The sequence below is a fragment of the Vreelandella sp. DA03-1M genome, assembly GCF_055725665.1.
The window spans coordinates 498,998-513,303 of record NZ_CM146798.1 but is presented as its reverse complement, the minus strand read 5'-3'; the positions used below and the strand labels follow the sequence as shown (position 1 = coordinate 513,303).

The following is a 14,306-nucleotide window of genomic DNA, read 5'->3' as shown; positions in this document are numbered from 1 at the left end:
GCCTATAATCGTCGTCTTACGCCAGCCAGCCACTAACGGACACATCATGAACGCCGACCTCGACGCCCTGCATCCCTACCCGTTTGAAAAGCTGGCGGCGCTAAAGGCGACGCTCACCCCGCCCACCGAGCTCGCCCATATACCGCTGACCATTGGCGAACCTCAGCACGCGCCCTACCCAGCAGCGCTTGATGCCCTAGTAGCGCACCAATTGGAAATGGCCCGCTACCCGGCCACCAACGGCCTGCCAGCGCTTCGTGAAGCCATCGCTAATTGGGCAACACAGCGCTTTCAGCTACGCAACCTCGACAGCGAACAACATATCGTTCCGGTCAACGGCACTCGGGAAGCAATTTTTGCCTTTGTGCAGGCAGCCCTGGATCGCACGCGCCCTGCGAAAGTCGCGGTACCCAACCCGTTTTATCAGATTTACGAAGGCGCGACGCTGCTGGCAGGCGGTGAACCGCTCTACTTAGACTGCACCGCTGAGAACAATTTTCGGCCGGACTTTAGTGCGGTGCCTGCCGCTATGTGGCGCGAGGTGCAGATGGTGTTTATCTGTTCACCGGGCAACCCCACCGGGGCAGTCACTCCCATTGAGGAGTTCAAGCAACTCATTGCACTGGCCGATGAGCACGACTTCATCATCGCCTCAGACGAGTGCTATTCGGAACTTTATCTGGACGAGACCGCCCCACCGCCCGGCCTATTACAAGCCTGCGCCGAACTGGGCCGTAACGATTATCGGCGTTGCGTAGTATTTCACTCGCTCTCCAAGCGCTCTAACTTGCCCGGCCTGCGTTCGGGTTTTGTGGCGGGCGATGCAGCCCTGCTAACCCCCTTCAAGCGCTACCGCACCTATCATGGCTGCGCCATGTCGCTGCCCCTCCAGCACGCCTCTATTGCCGCCTGGCAGGATGAGCACCACGTGCGTGCTAACCGCGATGCCTACCGGGAAAAATTTAGCGCGGTGACCGATGTGCTTGCGCCTGTCATGAGCTTCCCAGTTCCTCAAGCCAGTTTCTATCTCTGGCCTGCGGTACCGGGCGGCGACGACATTGCTTTCACCCAGCGTCTGTTTGCCGAGCAGCATGTAAGCGTACTACCCGGCAGCTTAATGGGGCGCACGGGGGGAAACGGCACTAACCCTGGCGCAGGACGTGTGCGATTAGCACTGGTAGCTGAGTTGACACCTACGCTGGAAGCGGCGCAGCGTATTCGTCATCTTATTGAGCGCGGCTAACCGCGTTGACGCTTTGCTTAAAGGAGGCTGTATGCTGACGCTCTATATGATTAATACCTGCGACACCTGCCGTAAGGCGCGCAAAGCCTTGGAAGGCAAAGGGATTGCGTTCAAGACCTACGACCTGCGCAAAGATGGCCTTTCGGCGGGCCTGCTTGAGCATATTTTAGAGCGTGTACCGCTTGTCGATGTCGTCAATAAGCGCAGTAAAACCTGGCGCGACCTCCCTCAGGAAGAGAAAGACGCCTTTGATACGTCAGCCCGCCAGATGCTGGTGAAACATCCCACGCTACTGAAGCGGCCGCTACTAGAAGTAGACGACTCAACCATGTTGGTTGGCTACCGCGACGGCGATTACGACAAGCTGAGTGGTTAGTCGCTAGCCGCACTCATTCTTCATTCTCCACTACCCATCACTACAGGACACTCTCTTATGCTGAGCTTTGCGCTTGGAATTGGCACCCAAAACACTCAGGGCGATTGGCTGGAAATCTACTACCCGGCACCGCTGTTCAACCCCGATGCGAGCTTGGTAACCGCTGCTCAGCAAGCGCTGGATGCACCGCAAGGCAACGCTGCGATTAGCTTTTTGCCTGAAGACTGCACACGCCTGGCAAAAGCCTTAGAGGCCGCTGGCCACTCCGCCCAGGCAGAGCTTGCTGAAGCGCTTTCCGCTAGCCAGCGCCCACTGGTTGCCATGTTTCTGGACGCCGATCAGCCGCCGCAGACCGCTCCCGAGGTCTACCTCAAACTCCATCTGCTTTCCCACCGCCTGGTGAAGCCCCATGGATTGGATCTGACCGGCATGTTTGGCCTGCTACGTAACATAGCCTGGACCAGCGAAGGCGCGATTGATGTCGAAGAGCTACCTGCACGCCGTTTGAAGGCGCGCATGGCGGGGCGCGCGCTCTCCGTGGACTGCGTGGACAAATTCCCCAAAATGACCGACTACGTGGTGCCTACCGGTATCCGCATCGGCGACACTGCCCGCGTGCGCCTGGGTGCTTACTTGGGCGAAGGCACCACCGTGATGCACGAAGGCTTCGTCAACTTCAATGCAGGCGCCGAAGGCCCCGGCATGATCGAAGGCCGCATTTCGGCGGGTGTGATGGTCGGCAAAGGTTCAGACCTCGGTGGCGGCTGCTCGACCATGGGCACCCTCTCCGGCGGCGGCAATATCGTCATTAAAGTCGGCGAAGGCTGCTTAATCGGCGCCAACGCTGGCATCGGCATTCCCCTGGGTGACCGCTGCACGGTAGAAGCGGGTCTCTATATTACTGCTGGCTCCAAAGTAACGCTGCTGGATGATCAGGGCCAGGAAGTAAAAACCGTTTCTGCCCGCGAGCTGGCAAGCCAGGACGATCAGCTGTGGCGCCGCAACTCGCAGAACGGTCGCATTGAGTGCCTGACCAACAAAAGTGCCATCGCCCTGAACGAGGCGTTGCATGCCCACAACTGAGCCTGAAGCGCTGTCGCCGACGCTGCAACTTGCCTTTGAGCTGCTCAGCCGAGCCTCGGTAACGCCGGACGACGAAGGTTGCCAGGAACTCATGATCGAGCGTTTAACAGCGCTCGGTTTCAATGTTGAGCGGCTGCCATTTGGCGATGTAAAGAATTTTTGGGCAGTGCGCGGTCATCACGGCCCCGTCGTGGCTTTCGCGGGCCACACCGATGTGGTGCCCAGCGGCCCCTATATCAACTGGCAGTACCCACCGTTCGAGCCCTGCATCGACGCAGAGGGAATGCTGTGCGGGCGTGGCGCTGCCGATATGAAAGGCAGCCTCGCTTCCATGCTGACCGCCGTTGAACGCTTTGTCGCGAATTATCCAGAGCACGACGGCCGCATTGCCTTTCTGATCACTTCCGATGAAGAGGGCCCGGCGGTCGACGGCACCCGCGCGGTGGTTGAGCATCTGCGCGAGCGCAATGAACGCCTCGATTACTGTATTGTCGGCGAGCCATCCTCGACCACGCGCCTGGGCGATGTGATCAAAAACGGTCGCCGCGGCTCACTGGGAGCTACGTTGCACATTAAAGGCGTGCAGGGTCACGTGGCCTATCCGCATTTAGCGCGCAACCCCATTCACCAGGCGATGCCAGCGCTGGATGCACTGGTCAACGAGCACTGGGACGCGGGCAACGACTTTTTTCCCGCTACCAGCTTTCAGATTTCCAATCTGCGCGCAGGCACCGGGGCCACCAACGTGATCCCTGGCGATGTGGAAGTGGTGTTTAACTTTCGCTTCTCCACCGAGGTGACCTCTGATGAGCTCAAAGCGCGCACGGAAACCATTCTCACTCAGCATGGCCTGGAGTATCAGATAGACTGGACGCTTAACGGCGAGCCTTTCTTGACCGCCGAAGGCGAGCTTGTCGATGCCGCCATCAAAGGCGTTAAAGCGGTGACTGGCGAGCGCCCAGCGCTTTCTACCAGCGGTGGCACCTCGGATGGCCGCTTCATTGCTACCCTGGGCGCTCAGGTGGTCGAGCTAGGCCCGCTGAACGACACCATCCACAAGGTCAATGAGCGCGTTCGCGCTAGCGACCTCGACGACTTAAGCCGGATTTACGAAGCGACGCTGCAAGCGCTGCTTATCTCCGGCGAGGTAAACGTATGATGGAGCGTTACCCCGATATAGAAATCTACCTGGCTAGCGTCTCGCTGGAGGCACTCAATGAGTGGCTAAAAAGCACGCTAATCGCACCGCCGCTCAGCCCGGCAGGCAAAGGCAAATGGCAAACCCGAGGTCAGTATCAGGGCGACTGCGTGCCGGTATTATTAGTAGACAAAGCCGCCGATGGCTTTGCCAGCCTATGGATTGATAGCAACCACACCCCTTGGATGACCGACCAAGAGTGCGCCCAACAAGCCGCAGAGGCGCTTCAGACCGAGGTGCGATGCTCATTGGGCGGCTGGAACCCCGGCGATGACCCTGACCGCTTCTGGCAAGTGCTTCCAGGCGGTAAAGAGGGAGCCATCGAGTGGCCTGATTCTGGCCGTTAACAGACCCTATAAACGTAAACGACCCCGCCGAAGCGGGGTCGTTTACGATACTAAGATCAATTTAGCTAGCCGTTAAGCTTACTCAATAATGCTCACATCGTCGGCCTGCAAACCACGCTCATTTTTAATCACGTGATAACGCACAATTTGGCCTTCAGCTAACATACGCGGGCCACGGCCACGAATGGCGCGAAAGTGTACAAAGACATCTTCACCATTATCGCGGGTAATAAAACCATAGCCTTTGTTAGTATTGAACCACTTCACTTCCCCCTCTTCACGGCCATCATTGGGGTCAATAATATCTTCTTCCTCATCATCGTCCATGGGAGCAGCCGCTTGAGGTTGGCGCGGTGCTGGCTTGGGACGAACCACAGCATCGGACGCCACCACGATTGAGGGCGCAAAAGCGGCAGACGCTAATGTGCCAATACACAGAACAATAAAACTACCTATGGCAACGGCAATATAGACACCGCTAACTCCACTGATTGCCAGCTCGGCCATCCACAGCTCGGCGAGGGCACTATCGGTTAAATGAACAATCCCCGCCAGCAAAAGTGGCGTGGGGGCGGCAAGTAATACACTGATTAAGAAACAGCGAAACACAACTTTTGGGTTCATAGAAAAAAAAAGCTCTCTTGTTGTATGGGTAACAGACGAAGGACAATACCCGCACTATCAGGCCCATTCCCAATAGTACTGGCATACTACTACATAAGGTTGCAATGTTATCATGACCCACGAATTATCGCCTGCCGAGCTAACCCAGCTTGTGGAATCTTTAGAAAGCCGCTTAGCGCATCAAGAACACTGGCTGGACACGCTGGACCAAGCGGTGATTCAGCAGGAGCGCCGCCTGGAAAAACTGGAGCAGTTGAGTGGGCTGATGCGCGAACGCCTGCGCGAGCAGCATCAAGCACTTCAAGCAAGCGAACCCCAGAGCGGCCAACGCCCCGAGGATGAACTTCCGCCACACTATTAAGCCAATGGTAGCGCCAACGACTGCGTATTTATTAGCTTCCAACAACACTCGCGGGATTACTACTTTCCAGCCCAAAGGCGTCTGCCACGGCTTGATAAGTAACTTGACCAGCATGCACATTAAGACCGGGCAGGAAGTGCGGGTCGTCACGTAGCGCCTGCTGCCAGCCTTTATCCGCCAGGGCAAGCACGAAGGGCAGCGTGGCGTTAGTCAGCCCCTGGGTAGAGGTACGGGCCACGGCGCCGGGCATATTGGCGACACAGTAGTGAACAATGCCATCAACGATATAGGTCGGTTCGGCGTGGGTGGTGGGCTTACTGGTTTCAAAGCAGCCGCCCTGATCAATCGCCACATCGACCAACACGCTACCAGGCTTCATATCGGCCAGCATGCGGCGGGTGATCAGCTTTGGCGCAGCGGCGCCGGGCACTAGCACCGCGCCAATGATCATATCCGACTCACGGGTGGCCGTTTCAAGTGCATCGGCGGTGGAATAAACCGTTTTGATGCGTCCTTGATAGCGGTCATCCAGCACTTCCAGCCGCGCCAGAGATTTATCCAGAATGGTGACTTCTGCGCCTAACCCCAATGCCATGCGAGCAGCGTTTTCACCGACGACGCCACCACCGATGACCGTCACTTTCCCCGGCGCCACACCGGGCACACCGGGCAGCAGCACGCCTGCACCGCCCTGGGCTTTTTCCAGGCTATGGGCACCGGCTTGAACGGCCATTCGCCCTGCTACGGTGCTCATCGGCGCGAGTAGTGGCAAGCCGCCACGGGCATCGGTAATCGTCTCATAGGCGATGCAGGTGGCGCCGCTTTTCATCAACCCACGGGTAAGGGGCTCTTCGGCGGCCAGATGAAGATAGGTGAACAGGGTATGCTGCGGAGTGAGCCGCGCCACCTCGTCAGGCTGGGGCTCTTTCACCTTGAGGATTAGCTCGGCATTGCACCACAGTGTGTCCACATCGGCTTCGATCTGAGCACCGGCGGCCTGGTAATCGGCATCGGTAAAGCCAGCGCCTTCACCGGCACTAGCTTGAACGCTGACCTGGTGACCACGACCGGCTAACTCACGCGCACCAGTGGGCGTCAACGCGACACGATACTCGTGATTTTTGATCTCTTTGGGGACGGCGATTTTCATTGGTTTTTTCCCTGTGCTTTTAAAGGTCAGTCGTCTTGTTAAGCAAATTACAGCACAGCTAACGTTGACCACCACCCCAGCAAAGCAAAACAAAAAAAACGCCGGTTAAGGCGTTTTTTAGGAGAAAAATCTAACGATTGCCGGTTCTGCACGAAAAATTCCACTCTTCTTTCAAACACTCAACGATAACGGCGCCGCCATAGATGCGCCGATACTCCTCGGGCAAGCGTTTGGGCCGCCCCGTTGAGAGCGCCACGCAGGCAAAGCGCGTGCGGGCATAGAGCAGTGTTTTGGAATCGCTAGTGCGCGCTAGCTGAAAACGCCGCGTCAGGCTGAAGCGCTCATCGCAATCGACAATCCAGGTCGCCAACTGTAGCTCATCGCCTGCAAAAGCAGGCGCGAGGTAATCTAGCTCATGACGGTGAACCACCATCGCACGGTCAAGCTCTCGGTAACGCTCAAGCGAGAGGCCAAGCGCAACCGAGTGCGCCCAGCTAATCTGCTCAACCCAGCGCAGGTACTCGCTGTTGTTAACGTGCTGATAAGCATCAATTGCCTCATCAGCGACACGGATATCGATCACAAAAGGATCGGGCAACGCCCACTCCATCGACTAACTCCCTGCACCCTGGCTCCCGTCGACTAGTCGCGGAACACGCGCACACCCAACGCTTTCAGGTAAGACGTTTCAGGAATGGCTGGGTGTACTGGGTGATCAGGACCTTGATGGCCTTGAAAAATCACCTGACCATGACGATCCTGGTGGCGAACAGCGCCACGCACCACATCCATCAACCGCTCGGGCGCTAGGTGCATTGAGCAGGAGGCGGACATCAACAGGCCGTCGCGACCCAGCAAGCGCATAGCTTCGCGGTTCAAGCGGGCATAGGCACGCTCGCCGTTAGGGATATCCTTGCGCTTTTTGATAAACGCTGGCGGGTCCAAAATGACTACGTCGAACTCCTCGCCCTCTGCCTTCAGTGCTGCTAAGGCTTCAAATGCATCGCCTTCACTAACAGCCACTTTTTCCTGAACGCCATTGAGCTCGGCGTTACGTGCGACCTGATCTAGCGCTGGACCCGAAGAGTCTAGGCAAATCACCTCTTTCGCGCCGTGAACGGCTGCCTGTACGCCCCAGCCGCCCACGTAGCTGAAGACATCCAGCACGCGTTTACCGGCCACTTGGCGATTGAGCCATTCGCGATTAACGCGGTGATCGAAGAACCAGCCGGTTTTCTGGCCATTAAGTACCGGCACGACAAAGCGGGCGCCGTTCTCTTCCAGCACCACTTCGTCAGGCAATGTGCCCTTGATAACATCAACGTGGGCCTCGAGACCCTCCTGACGACGACCGCCAGTGTCGTTACGGAAAACGATCACTTCAGGCTTGACGACTTTTTCAAGCGCATCAACAATCTCATCAGCCAACGCCTGCATGCCAGCCGTATTGAGCTGCACGACGAGAACATCGCCAAAACGATCAATCACCAAGCCTGGCAGCAAATCGCCTTCACCGTGAATCAAGCGGTAATACGGCTGCTCATAAAGACGCTGACGTAGCGCTAGCGCTTGGTTAAAGCGGTGCACAAACAGCGAACGATCCAAGCGCATTTCAGGGTCACGCGACATGACCCGGGCCGCGATTAACGAATGGGGATTAACGTAAGCCACCGCCATGACTTTTCCGTTGGAGGCTTCTACCAGGGCGGTTTCGCCTGCCGCAAAGTTTTTCAGCGGCGTCTCTTTGATATCTACTTCATTGGAGTAGATCCAGAGATGGCCCGCTTTCAGGCGGCGGTCAGCATTTTTATTCAGGCGCAGGCGTTGGGTCACAGCAATCTCCAAAAAGCTTAGTCTTTCAAAACCTTGTCTTTAAAAACTTTGCCTCAAAAAAACATGGTCTTAAAAACATGGACAAAGCAAAAATAAGGCAAGGTAAAAATTAAGTAAAACGTTAGCACTTATTAGGCAGGCATTAGCGTTGGCAACCGGGGCAAAACACACTGGCGCGCTGGCCAAGCGTAATGCGGCGAAGCTCCGCGCCGCAGCGCAAACAGGGCTGACCGTGGCGGCCGTAAACATTTAGCCGCTGAGCAAAGTAGCCGGGCTCGCCCTGGCCGCTAACAAAGTCTCTCAGCGTAGTGCCGCCCTGGGTAATCGCTGCTGCCAATACCTCTTTCACGGCAAGGGCTAAGGCGTCATAGCGGGCTCGGGAAACTCTCCCTGCCGCACGGCGCGGATCAATGCCCGCCATAAACAGCGCTTCCGCAGCATAGATATTACCGGCCCCCACCACTATCTGGTTGTCCATCAGAAATGGCTTTACCGCCACGCGTTTATTGCGCGAGCGAGTGTAAAGCCACTTGCCATTAAACGCATCAGACAATGGCTCGGGGCCCAAATGCGCAAGACGCTTATCCTGCGCTTCGTCCTCGGCCTGCCAATCCACAAAGCCAAACCGACGAGGGTCGTGATAGCGCAATACATAGCCGTTAGCGGTGACCACATCGACATGGTCATGCTTTTTAGGCAAATCCCCCACCTGGGCAATACGCAGGCTACCCGACATGCCCAAATGCCACAGCAGCGTAGCATCAGCACTACCACCGGATGGCGGTGTAGAGTGAATGGGTATTTGCAGGTATTTGGCCCGCCGCTTCAATACGCCAATGCGCGCGCCCACCAACCGTTCAGCCAAGTCATCCGGCACGGGAACACGCAGCCGCGGCTGACGCACCAGTACTTCGGTGACTTCCTGACCTTCAATATAAGGCGCAATCCCGCGGCGGGTGGTTTCAACTTCGGGGAGTTCGGGCATATTTAAGCATCGTAACGGCTTGTGATGACAGCCTAATGAAGATGGGTTCGCTAGGCATGCTGCGCATAAAAAGCATGCATGCAAAAACCCGGCTTGAGGCCGGGTTTTTGAACAGACGCTCGCCTGCAGAGAAAGCCGATCATCATCGCTTACGCGATTACTTGATCTTGGCTTCCTTGTAGATAACGTGCTTACGGACAACCGGGTCGAATTTCTTGAATTCGAACTTATCCGGGGTATTCCGCTTGTTCTTATCAGTAGTGTAGAAGTGACCTGTACCGGCACTAGACACCAGCTTGATTTTATCGCGCATGGTTTAATCCTTCCAAAATGCTTGGTCCGAAACGCTTGGCCAAAAGCTGGCTTAGATAGCGTCGCCGCGCTTACGAATATCAACCAACACTGCGTCGATACCGTTTTTATCAATAATGCGCATTCCTTTAGTGGAAACGCGCAGCTTGACGAAGCGGTTTTCAGACTCAACCCAAAAACGATGGGTATGCAGGTTCGGCAAGAAACGACGACGTGTCTTACGCATTGAGTGTGAAACGTTATTTCCAGTTACCGGACGCTTGCCGGTAACCTGACATACTTTGGACATTAGAGCCTCCAACTGCTTGGCCAGGATATAAGAACCTGAGTGTTCAAAACTGTCGGGCAAACCGGAGCAGGGAAGGTGTCGGCGCCGTTAACCGCCAAGCTTTATCCAAATCCGTTATTCAACCCAAGTTTAAAGGTGGCACTTTATACCAGAGCACCCGACTAGCAGCAAGCAAAACCCACTAAAAAGGTTAAATAAGCGCCTTTTTGCTCACTTAACTTAGACAATGTCGCGCAATGTACTGCGCGTCGATTCTGTTTATAGCCAGCCACGCTCGGCAAAAGAGACCACTTCTCCATCTCCCACCACGAAATGATCCAACACGCGCACTTCAAACAGTGCGAGCGCGTCTTTCAAGCGTTCGGTGATTCGTCGATCAGCATCGCTTGGCTCTGCTACACCCGATGGGTGATTGTGAGCCAGGATAACAGCGCCAGCGCTAAGTTCTAAAGCGCGCTTGGCAACTTCGCGGGGGTAAACAGATGCGCTGTCTAGGGTACCGCGAAACAGCGATTCATAGCGAATAATTCGGTGCTGCGTATCCAAAAAAAGCACCGCAAACTCTTCATGGCCTAAATGACGCAGCTGGGAGCTCAGATAGTGGCGCACCAAGGCAGGCGATGTCAGTGCATTGCCACGCGCCAACTGGCTAGCCAAATGGCGCCGTGACAACTCAAGCGTAGCCTGTAGTTGGGCATACTTAGCGGTACCTAGCCCATGGGCAGCGCAGAAGCTTGCTTGATCAGCCTCGAGCAGTTGGCGTAAGCCACCAAAGCTTGTGAGCAAATCCCGCGCTAAATCAACCGCTGAGCGCCCCTGCACGCCGACGCGCAAAAAAATCGCCAGCAACTCCGCATCTGAAAGCGCCTGAGCGCCTGTGTTTAATAACTTCTCCCGCGGCCGCTCACCCTCTGGCCAGTGATTGATTCCCATCGCACCTTCCCGCGTTGTCCGCCCTTGGTAATTAACGCAAACCGCCTTCAAACCCAATCACGCGATCAGCCTCAGTAAACCTAGCTTACCCTTGTTTCCCCTCAATATGCCAAATTGGTGGTGCCAGTGGTATGGTAAGCCTCCTCACGAACGCTGATGTGGATGACTGAACATGGCTTCTGTTGCTGACACAACAAGCACCCAGATAAACGCTTTCACCACTGCCTCAACACTCGCCGGCAAACGGGTGCTACTCGGGGTTAGCGCAGGTATTGCTGCTTACAAGAGCGCATTGCTTGTGCGCCTGCTCAAACAAGCGGGCTGCGAGGTGCGAGTGGTGATGACCGATGGGGCTCAGGCCTTTATTACGCCGCTCACTCTGCAGGCGCTCTCCGGCGAGCCGGTGCGCACCTCCTTACTCGACCCGGAAGCCGAAGCGGGCATGGGCCATATTGAACTAGCCCGCTGGGCGGATGCGGTGCTGATCGCCCCCGCCACCGCCGACTTAATCGCCCGCTTGGTGCACGGCATGGCTGATGATTTGCTCACCACGCTTTGTCTGGCGTCAGAAGCGCCTAAACTAATTGCCCCAGCCATGAACCAGGCGATGTGGCGCCACCCTGCCACTCAGCGCAATGTGACGCAGCTGCAGCAAGATGGCTGGCAGCAAATAGGCCCGGACGCGGGTGATCAGGCTTGTGGCGATGTGGGGCCTGGCCGCATGAGTGAGCCTGAAGAGATATTTAGCGCTGTGATGGCACTGTTTGCAGCGCCACCTTCTCCTTATTACAACTCCTCCGCCAGCGCCCCTCATGTAGTGATCACCGCTGGCCCAACTCGCGAGCCGCTGGACCCGGTGCGCTATATTTCCAATCACAGTTCGGGGAAAATGGGCTTTGCTTTAGCTGCAGCGGCAGTGGCGCAAGGCGCTAAAGTGACGTTGATCAGCGGGCCAGTTAATTTACCCACCCCGCCGGGCGCTACACGAATTGACGTTGAGTCAGCCGAGCAGATGCACCGTGAAGCACAGCGGTTAGCGCCCCAAGCGGCGCTATTTATCGGCTGCGCGGCGGTTGCTGACTATCGTGCGCCAGCCCCCGCCGAGCACAAGCTCAAGAAGCAGGACGATAGCGACACTCTCACCCTGACCCTGGTGAAAAATCCTGACATTATCGCCAGCATAGCGGCGCTTCCCGCTGGGCAGCGCCCGCTGGTAGTTGGCTTTGCCGCCGAAACCCAAGAAATAGAGCGCTACGCGCAGGATAAACTGCAACGTAAAGGGCTGGACATGATCGTGGCTAACGATGTTTCCCAGGCGGGCCTAGGGTTTGGCAGCGACCAGAATGCCGCCTGGTTACTGTGGCGCACCGCGGAAGGCGTTGAAAGCCGGGCGGAAGCACCCCAGCCAAAAACCCAGCTGGCCGCTACGATCATTCATCAGGCGCTCGCCCTGCTATCGACGACAGCACCTGAAACAACCTCTACTAACGCTTCTGGAGAATCCCAATGAGTGCCCGCCCCCGCCTGCAGTGCAAAGTGTTAGATGAGCGCTTGCACGATTATCTCCCCACCTATGCAACGGCAGGCTCTGCCGGCATGGATCTACGGGCACTGCTGGACGCGCCACTGACCTTGGCGCCCGGCGACTGCCAGCTCGTGCGCACGGGCATTGCCATCTATATTGAAGACCCCAGCCTTGCGGGCATGATTCTGCCGCGCTCCGGTTTGGGGCATAAGCACGGTATTGTACTGGGCAACTTGGTGGGCTTGATCGACTCCGATTACCAGGGCGAGCTGATGATTTCGGTCTGGAACCGGGGCCAGAGCGACTTTACCCTTGCTCCCTTCGACCGCCTGGCACAGTACGTGCTTGTGCCTGTTGTGCAAGCCGAACTCGCTCTTGTGGACGCGTTTGAAGACTCCCTGCGGGGCAGCGGCGGGTTTGGCAGCACCGGCAGTCAGTAGCCATTAGCAGTAGCGATTGGCAGGATGTGGTTAAGAAACCTTTGCAAGGCAATTTCTGTTTAGCTGGGAAGCTTATGAACGCACAGACCGTACCCGCTTCGATTTTTCGCGCCTACGATATCCGCGGTATCGTTGACGACACGCTCACCGAAGAGACGGTAGAAATGATCGGACGCGCCGTGGGCTCTGAAGCCGCCGCCCGGGGAGAATCCAGCGTGGTAGTCGCACGCGACGGTCGCCTTTCAGGCGCTCGGCTGCAAGCAGCGCTTATGCGTGGCCTAAATGCTGCAGGACGAGACGTTATTGATATCGGCATGGTGCCCACGCCGGTGCTGTACTTCGCCACCCACATCTTGCCAAACACCCAGTCAGGTGTGATGGTTACCGGCAGCCACAACCCGCCTGACTACAACGGCTTTAAAATCGTGCTGAGCGGCGAAACACTCTCTGGTGCCGCGATTACCGCTCTGTTTGAGCGCATTCAGTCCGGCGATCTGGAGAGCGGTCAAGGCAGTGTCAGCCAGCAGGATCTCCGCGAAACGTATTTAGCGCGCATCTTAGCTGACGTTAAGATCAATCGACCAATCAAAGCGGTGGTTGACTGCGGCAATGGCGTAGCCGGGGAGCTTGGCCCGCAGCTACTAACCCGCCTCGGCATTGATACGACTGCGCTGTTCGATGAGATCGATGGCCACTTTCCCAATCACCACCCGGATCCTGGCAAGCCGGAAAACATGCAGGACCTGATGCGCAAGGTGCAAGAAACGGGCGCTGACATTGGGCTTGCCTTTGATGGCGATGGCGACCGAGTAGGCGTGGTCACACCCACCGGCAAGCTGATTTATCCTGACCACCTGCTGATGGTATTTGCCACCGACCTGCTCGCCCGCCAGCCCGGCGCCAAGGTTATTTTTGATATCAAGTGCACCGGCAATCTAGTTAAAGTGATTAGTGAGGCTGGAGGCGAGCCTGAGATGTGGCGTACCGGCCACTCGCTCATCAAGGCACGTATGAAGGAGACGGGCGCACAACTGGGTGGAGAGATGAGCGGGCATATTTTTTTCCAAGAGCGCTGGTACGGTTTTGACGATGGCCTCTATGCCGCCGCTAGGCTGGTAGAAATTCTCGCCAACCAGCCTGACGATGCGGATACTTTTTTCGCCACATTTCCCCAAGACGTTGGTACCCCAGAGATTAATATTGCGGTTACCGACGCTAACAAATTTTCTCTAATGGATAAGCTTGCTCGCGAGGGCGACTTCGGCGAAGGTATCAAAACTACGCTGGACGGTATTCGCGTTGATTACCCGGATGGCTGGGGATTATGTCGCGCCTCTAACACCACACCAGCTCTGGTTATGCGCTTTGAAGGTAAGACCGATGCCGCGCTAGCGCGCATTAAAACAGTTTTTAATAACGCGCTACAGCGCGTCGCGCCAGATATTGAGCTGCCCCAGTAAGCAAATTGCTGGATAGATAGCTCTTGAAATAGCTATTCAAATAGCTTTTCACATAGCTCTTCACAAAGTCAGGCGCTGAAGGGATCGCGCGCTTAGAAAGTGCGACCCTCACTACTCAATTAGCATAAACGTTAGCTGCATAATAAA

Annotated in this window: 17 protein-coding genes; 9 read left to right on the top strand and 8 right to left on the bottom strand. The window is 56.4% G+C overall.

Annotation, left to right across the window (positions count from 1 at the left end):
* Positions 1-46: 46 nt before the first annotated feature.
* Genes dapC through ACXUPB_RS02410 form a run of 5 tightly spaced genes read left to right on the top strand, consistent with a single transcriptional unit; the run spans position 47 to position 4,247 of the window.
* The gene (dapC, locus tag ACXUPB_RS02430) at positions 47-1,243 is read left to right on the top strand and encodes a succinyldiaminopimelate transaminase (protein ID WP_179915353.1); all 1,197 of its coding nucleotides are present in this window, start codon (positions 47-49) and stop codon (positions 1,241-1,243) included.
* Between the two features lie 31 nt (positions 1,244-1,274).
* Complete coding sequence (locus tag ACXUPB_RS02425) at positions 1,275-1,619, top strand: Spx/MgsR family RNA polymerase-binding regulatory protein (RefSeq protein ID WP_179915354.1); 345 nt, start codon at positions 1,275-1,277, stop codon at positions 1,617-1,619.
* Positions 1,620-1,676: 57 nt separating this feature from the next.
* The gene (gene dapD, locus ACXUPB_RS02420) at positions 1,677-2,702 is read left to right on the top strand and encodes a 2,3,4,5-tetrahydropyridine-2,6-dicarboxylate N-succinyltransferase (RefSeq protein ID WP_179915355.1); all 1,026 of its coding nucleotides are present in this window, start codon (positions 1,677-1,679) and stop codon (positions 2,700-2,702) included.
* On the top strand, positions 2,689-3,861 hold the full coding sequence (dapE, locus tag ACXUPB_RS02415) for a succinyl-diaminopimelate desuccinylase (RefSeq protein WP_035564765.1): 1,173 nt from the start codon (positions 2,689-2,691) through the stop codon (positions 3,859-3,861). Before dapD ends, dapE begins: the two co-directional genes overlap by 14 nt.
* A complete protein-coding gene (locus ACXUPB_RS02410) occupies positions 3,858-4,247 on the top strand; it encodes a hypothetical protein (protein WP_179915356.1) in 390 nt (129 codons plus the stop codon). Before dapE ends, ACXUPB_RS02410 begins: the two co-directional genes overlap by 4 nt.
* 78 nt (positions 4,248-4,325) lie before the next feature.
* On the opposite strand, the gene ACXUPB_RS02405 is transcribed toward ACXUPB_RS02410, so the two are convergent.
* The gene (locus tag ACXUPB_RS02405) at positions 4,326-4,871 is read right to left on the bottom strand and encodes a cold-shock protein (RefSeq protein WP_035564769.1); all 546 of its coding nucleotides are present in this window, start codon (positions 4,869-4,871) and stop codon (positions 4,326-4,328) included.
* A gap of 112 nt (positions 4,872-4,983) precedes the next feature.
* Between ACXUPB_RS02405 and ACXUPB_RS02400 the strand changes: the two genes are divergently transcribed.
* The gene (locus ACXUPB_RS02400) at positions 4,984-5,232 is read left to right on the top strand and encodes a SlyX family protein (protein WP_179915357.1); all 249 of its coding nucleotides are present in this window, start codon (positions 4,984-4,986) and stop codon (positions 5,230-5,232) included.
* A 31-nt stretch (positions 5,233-5,263) separates the two neighbouring features.
* On the opposite strand, the gene ald is transcribed toward ACXUPB_RS02400, so the two are convergent.
* The 7 genes from ald to radC form a co-directional block, all read right to left on the bottom strand.
* Positions 5,264-6,382 (bottom strand): alanine dehydrogenase, encoded by a 1,119-nt coding sequence (gene ald, locus ACXUPB_RS02395; protein ID WP_179915358.1) that lies wholly within the window; start codon positions 6,380-6,382, stop codon positions 5,264-5,266.
* Positions 6,383-6,512: 130 nt separating this feature from the next.
* A complete protein-coding gene (locus tag ACXUPB_RS02390; RefSeq protein WP_179915359.1) occupies positions 6,513-6,992 on the bottom strand; it encodes an acyl-CoA thioesterase in 480 nt (159 codons plus the stop codon).
* A gap of 32 nt (positions 6,993-7,024) precedes the next feature.
* On the bottom strand, positions 7,025-8,215 hold the full coding sequence (locus ACXUPB_RS02385; protein ID WP_008959891.1) for a class I SAM-dependent rRNA methyltransferase: 1,191 nt from the start codon (positions 8,213-8,215) through the stop codon (positions 7,025-7,027).
* 142 nt (positions 8,216-8,357) lie between these two features.
* Positions 8,358-9,200, bottom strand: a complete 843-nt coding sequence (gene mutM / locus ACXUPB_RS02380; RefSeq protein WP_179915360.1) for a bifunctional DNA-formamidopyrimidine glycosylase/DNA-(apurinic or apyrimidinic site) lyase — start codon at positions 9,198-9,200, stop codon at positions 8,358-8,360.
* A 157-nt stretch (positions 9,201-9,357) separates the two neighbouring features.
* Complete coding sequence (gene rpmG, locus ACXUPB_RS02375; RefSeq protein WP_007111734.1) at positions 9,358-9,513, bottom strand: 50S ribosomal protein L33; 156 nt, start codon at positions 9,511-9,513, stop codon at positions 9,358-9,360.
* 51 nt (positions 9,514-9,564) lie between these two features.
* On the bottom strand, positions 9,565-9,801 hold the full coding sequence (gene rpmB, locus ACXUPB_RS02370) for a 50S ribosomal protein L28 (RefSeq protein ID WP_008959893.1): 237 nt from the start codon (positions 9,799-9,801) through the stop codon (positions 9,565-9,567).
* Positions 9,802-10,059: 258 nt separating this feature from the next.
* Positions 10,060-10,734: a RadC family protein gene (radC, locus tag ACXUPB_RS02365; RefSeq protein ID WP_035564777.1), complete on the bottom strand. Its 675-nt coding sequence runs from the start codon at positions 10,732-10,734 to the stop codon at positions 10,060-10,062.
* Between the two features lie 172 nt (positions 10,735-10,906).
* Here radC and coaBC point away from each other — a divergent pair, with 172 nt between their 5' ends.
* From coaBC to ACXUPB_RS02350, 3 genes are all read left to right on the top strand, one after another.
* Entirely contained in the window at positions 10,907-12,244 is a 1,338-nt protein-coding gene (gene coaBC, locus ACXUPB_RS02360; RefSeq protein WP_179915361.1) for a bifunctional phosphopantothenoylcysteine decarboxylase/phosphopantothenate--cysteine ligase CoaBC, read from the top strand.
* Positions 12,241-12,699 carry a dUTP diphosphatase gene (dut, locus tag ACXUPB_RS02355; RefSeq protein ID WP_101147431.1) on the top strand — a complete coding sequence of 153 codons (459 nt, stop codon included), beginning with the start codon at positions 12,241-12,243 and terminating at the stop codon, positions 12,697-12,699. The genes coaBC and dut overlap by 4 nt, the downstream gene beginning before the upstream one ends.
* A gap of 74 nt (positions 12,700-12,773) precedes the next feature.
* Positions 12,774-14,159 carry a phosphomannomutase/phosphoglucomutase gene (locus ACXUPB_RS02350; RefSeq protein WP_179915362.1) on the top strand — a complete coding sequence of 462 codons (1,386 nt, stop codon included), beginning with the start codon at positions 12,774-12,776 and terminating at the stop codon, positions 14,157-14,159.
* Positions 14,160-14,306 lie beyond the last annotated feature (147 nt).